Genomic DNA, 3,032 nt, shown 5'->3' with positions numbered 1-3,032 from the left:
CGGGAGGATATGCGGCAGGCTTTGGACGGTTGGGAGGCGGAAAACCGAATCCTGCACGAATCCGGGTTGATTGAGATTGCCAAAAAATCGGCGCGGGAGTTTGTCCGCGATGCGGACGGCGAACCTTACAGCCAGGAGGATTGGGAAACGTACCTTACGGAAGATGCTTCCCGTATCGGTAAAGATACCGAAGCCGCGATGAACTACGCCATAGACGAGCGGGAATGGTTCGCGCTGGCGGAGAACATCGGCAGGCTGGCAAATTCATAGCGGGCATAGGAATGCCGCGCCGTCAGCCGGGGAGTGGGCACGGCGGCGGTTTTTGTAGATTTTAGCCGCAAATAACCCCGACGGCGCACGGTCTGTACCATCCTTAGCGGACGCGGTGCGCAATTAAAACCTTTTAAATTAAGGAAATAGAAATGAAGACAAGGAATATTGCGTTTAAGTTGGCGGTATTGGCGGCGGTATTGGCGGCGGGCTATGCCTTCGGATTCGCCAAGGGAGGCGGAAGCCGTACGGCAAAGGGAAAACCCGCCGATATTGCGGCAATGCGCATGGCGTTGGCTCAAAAGCAGGCGGAAGTTGACGAATTGAGCGCCGAGATCTGGCTGGAAGAGCGGCATCTGAATGCGGGGGAAGAAGCCGGTTGCCGGCGGGTGCACGGCGATGCGGAAGTGCCGGAGGGTAAAGAATGAGCTTCCATCCCGAAACCGCTTATAACGGCGGCGGAGAAACAGAGCCGTACGGACCAAGCCCCGAAGAAATCAAATACCGGCAAAGCCCGGAAACCGCCGAAACACGGCGGATGACCGAAAAACAGGCAGAAGGCCACATTAAAAGCATTATCAGATAACGCCGCCGCGCAAGGCATAAAACAGCGCGAGACCGATAGACGAAACGACCTTTAACAGGAGACCGAAAATGTCATTGATTTTAAGTGTGAAAGACGAAAGCAATTTCAAACCATGCCCGGCAGGCAGCCATCACGCCACCTGCATCCGCATCATCGATTTGGGTACGCAGCTTGTCGAGTACCAAAACGAACAAAAGCGGCAGCACAAAATTTTAGTGCAGTGGGAAATCGACCCTGAAGGCGATCCGGAAATGCTGATGTCGGACGGCAGGCCCTACCTCATCAGCCGCCGATACACCGCCAGCCTGCACAGCAAAAGCCAACTGGCAACAGACCTCAAAAGCTGGCGCGGAAGGGACTTTACACCGGAAGAACGCGACAACTTCGATTTGCGCAATATTTTGGGCAAGCCCTGCCTGTTGAGTATCGCCCACCAAGAAAGCAGCGACGGCAAAACCACCTATGCCAACATTTCCGCCATCAGCAACAAGATGAAGAGCTACACCCCGAAACAGCCGGACAACGCCGTTTTTGCCTTCGACCTGTCAGACCCCGATTGGGCGAATTACGGCCTCCTGAACGAGAAACTGAGGGAGCAGATTGCCAAAAGCCCGGAATATGCCGAAGCCGTAAACGGCCGCCAACCGCCGGCGCCGCCGCAGAAACAGGCCCAAGCGGCGGAAGGGCGGCCGGAACACCCCCAAGGCAATGCCGCGCCTGCCGAAGACATCGAGGACGACATCCCTTTTAATTAAGCCCGCCGTCAGGGCGTAAAACCGGACGGAAAACCGCAAACAAACGCCGCGCCCTACGGGCGGGCTCCGCACTCTGAAGCAGTAGTCGATTTTTAGTTTGCAACTGCTTCGGACGGCAACAGAGAAAGGAAATAAAAAAATGGCAAACATCGACCTGACCCAATGGGACGGGAAAACCATTGGCGCCGCCGCCAATCCCGAACAGGGATACATCAACATCACCATCGGCAGCGACGACCTATTCATCAACATCGAACAGGCATACGCCATACACGCCGCGCTTGGCGAAGCGGTTGCCGAATATGAGGGAGGGGCACAATGACCGCCCTCACACTCTACCGGTGCGCGGCAGACGTACAGGCGGCGCTGGATTACTACTTTGACAGCGAAACCGAGCGCGAAGGCACGCTGGAAGCCGTTATCGGGCAGTTCGAGGTCAAAGCGCAATCCGTTATCGCTTATATTAAAAACCAAGAAATCACGGAAAAAATGCTTGATGAACACATCAGGCAGATGACCGGGAAGCTCAAGGCGGCAAAAGCGCGGAATCAAAGCCTGAAAGACTACTTGGCACGAAATATGCAGGCGGCGGGCATTACCGAAATCAAAGCGGACGACGGCACTTTTAAAGCCTCGTTCCGCAAATCCGAAGCCGTCGTGATCTTAGACGAAGCACAAATCCCTGCCGAATTTATGCGTGAGGCCGTCAAAACCGAACCGGACAAAACCGCCATCAGAAAAGCGATTGAAAGCGGTCGGCAAGTAGCAGGCGCGAAGATTGAAGAGCGTCAGAATTTGCAGATTAGATAAACCGTAGAAGATGTTGACGACAGCATCCCATTTTGAGTTAAGGAGCAAAAAATGAGCTATTTGGAAGATGTAAAAAACGCATTAAGGGTAATAGATAACTTATGCAAAGAAGCATTAAAAGAGCCTGAATCGTTAGAGGGTTATATAGACGAAATTAGGGATAAAGCAGACGAAGCGGATACCTCTTTGGAATTTCTAAAGGATGTAATAAATTATGGTATTAGCGATTTAAAAAATGTAATTGAGGTGTTTGAAGATTGCGTTTGATATTAATGGAACAAGACATGAACTATCAATTTAAATTCGGCGACCTCGTGAGAGATACAGCTTTATGATTGGGCATTGAGAGAACGGCATCAAAAAATCGAGAAAACAAAATGCAAACAGTAGCAACAAAACCGACGGCAAAACAGATGCTTGCCGCCAAACGCGCGGCGAAGGAATCAACGCGGCAGGAACGCGCCGTCAAACGCGCCGGGACGGTCAGAAACGTTGACCGGAACCGGCTGTCCGCCCGGTCAAAAGCGCAAAAAGAAAACATCGCCCGGATGTTGTCGGGCGCAAAGGTATCGGAAGACGAAGCCCTGACGTGCGGCATCATGATGCGGCTG

General features: G+C 52.8%; 7 protein-coding genes and 1 pseudogene. All 8 read left to right on the top strand.

Annotation, left to right across the window (positions count from 1 at the left end; translation table 11 throughout):
- A partial coding sequence (locus DFR77_RS12535; protein ID WP_113852163.1) for a hypothetical protein occupies positions 1-270 on the top strand: 270 nt, incomplete at its 5' end.
- Positions 271-422: 152 nt separating this feature from the next.
- Positions 423-698 (top strand): NGO1622 family putative holin, encoded by a 276-nt coding sequence (locus DFR77_RS12530; protein WP_113852162.1) that lies wholly within the window; start codon positions 423-425, stop codon positions 696-698.
- Positions 695-856 carry a hypothetical protein gene (locus DFR77_RS12525; RefSeq protein ID WP_003693867.1) on the top strand — a complete coding sequence of 54 codons (162 nt, stop codon included), beginning with the start codon at positions 695-697 and terminating at the stop codon, positions 854-856. Before DFR77_RS12530 ends, DFR77_RS12525 begins: the two co-directional genes overlap by 4 nt.
- Positions 857-924: 68 nt before the next feature.
- Positions 925-1,611 (top strand): phage replication initiation protein, NGO0469 family, encoded by a 687-nt coding sequence (locus DFR77_RS12520; protein ID WP_113852161.1) that lies wholly within the window; start codon positions 925-927, stop codon positions 1,609-1,611.
- Between the two features lie 139 nt (positions 1,612-1,750).
- Positions 1,751-1,933: a hypothetical protein gene (locus DFR77_RS12515; protein ID WP_003691535.1), complete on the top strand. Its 183-nt coding sequence runs from the start codon at positions 1,751-1,753 to the stop codon at positions 1,931-1,933.
- Positions 1,930-2,421 carry a siphovirus Gp157 family protein gene (locus DFR77_RS12510; protein ID WP_113852160.1) on the top strand — a complete coding sequence of 164 codons (492 nt, stop codon included), beginning with the start codon at positions 1,930-1,932 and terminating at the stop codon, positions 2,419-2,421. Before DFR77_RS12515 ends, DFR77_RS12510 begins: the two co-directional genes overlap by 4 nt.
- 51 nt (positions 2,422-2,472) lie before the next feature.
- Positions 2,473-2,688, top strand: coding sequence for a hypothetical protein (locus tag DFR77_RS12505; RefSeq protein ID WP_003691538.1), 216 nt, complete (start codon positions 2,473-2,475; stop codon positions 2,686-2,688).
- A 110-nt stretch (positions 2,689-2,798) separates the two neighbouring features.
- Positions 2,799-3,032: pseudogene (locus DFR77_RS12500) on the top strand (hypothetical protein); the annotation flags it as partial.

Source organism: Neisseria gonorrhoeae (genome assembly GCF_003315235.1).
Classification (GTDB): domain Bacteria; phylum Pseudomonadota; class Gammaproteobacteria; order Burkholderiales; family Neisseriaceae; genus Neisseria; species Neisseria gonorrhoeae.
The sequence above is the reverse complement of the archived record's forward strand: the minus strand, read 5'-3'. Positions and strand labels throughout refer to the sequence as shown.

Excerpts from the sequence above, each read along its gene's own strand:
- DFR77_RS12530 (WP_113852162.1), top strand. The coding sequence starts at position 423 with ATGAAGACAAGGAATATTGCGTTTAAGTTGGCGGTATTGGCGGCGGTA.
- DFR77_RS12525 (WP_003693867.1), top strand. The coding sequence starts at position 695 with ATGAGCTTCCATCCCGAAACCGCTTATAACGGCGGCGGAGAAACAGAG.
- DFR77_RS12520 (WP_113852161.1), top strand. The coding sequence starts at position 925 with ATGTCATTGATTTTAAGTGTGAAAGACGAAAGCAATTTCAAACCATGC.
- DFR77_RS12515 (WP_003691535.1), top strand. The coding sequence starts at position 1,751 with ATGGCAAACATCGACCTGACCCAATGGGACGGGAAAACCATTGGCGCC.
- DFR77_RS12510 (WP_113852160.1), top strand. The coding sequence starts at position 1,930 with ATGACCGCCCTCACACTCTACCGGTGCGCGGCAGACGTACAGGCGGCG.
- DFR77_RS12505 (WP_003691538.1), top strand. The coding sequence starts at position 2,473 with ATGAGCTATTTGGAAGATGTAAAAAACGCATTAAGGGTAATAGATAAC.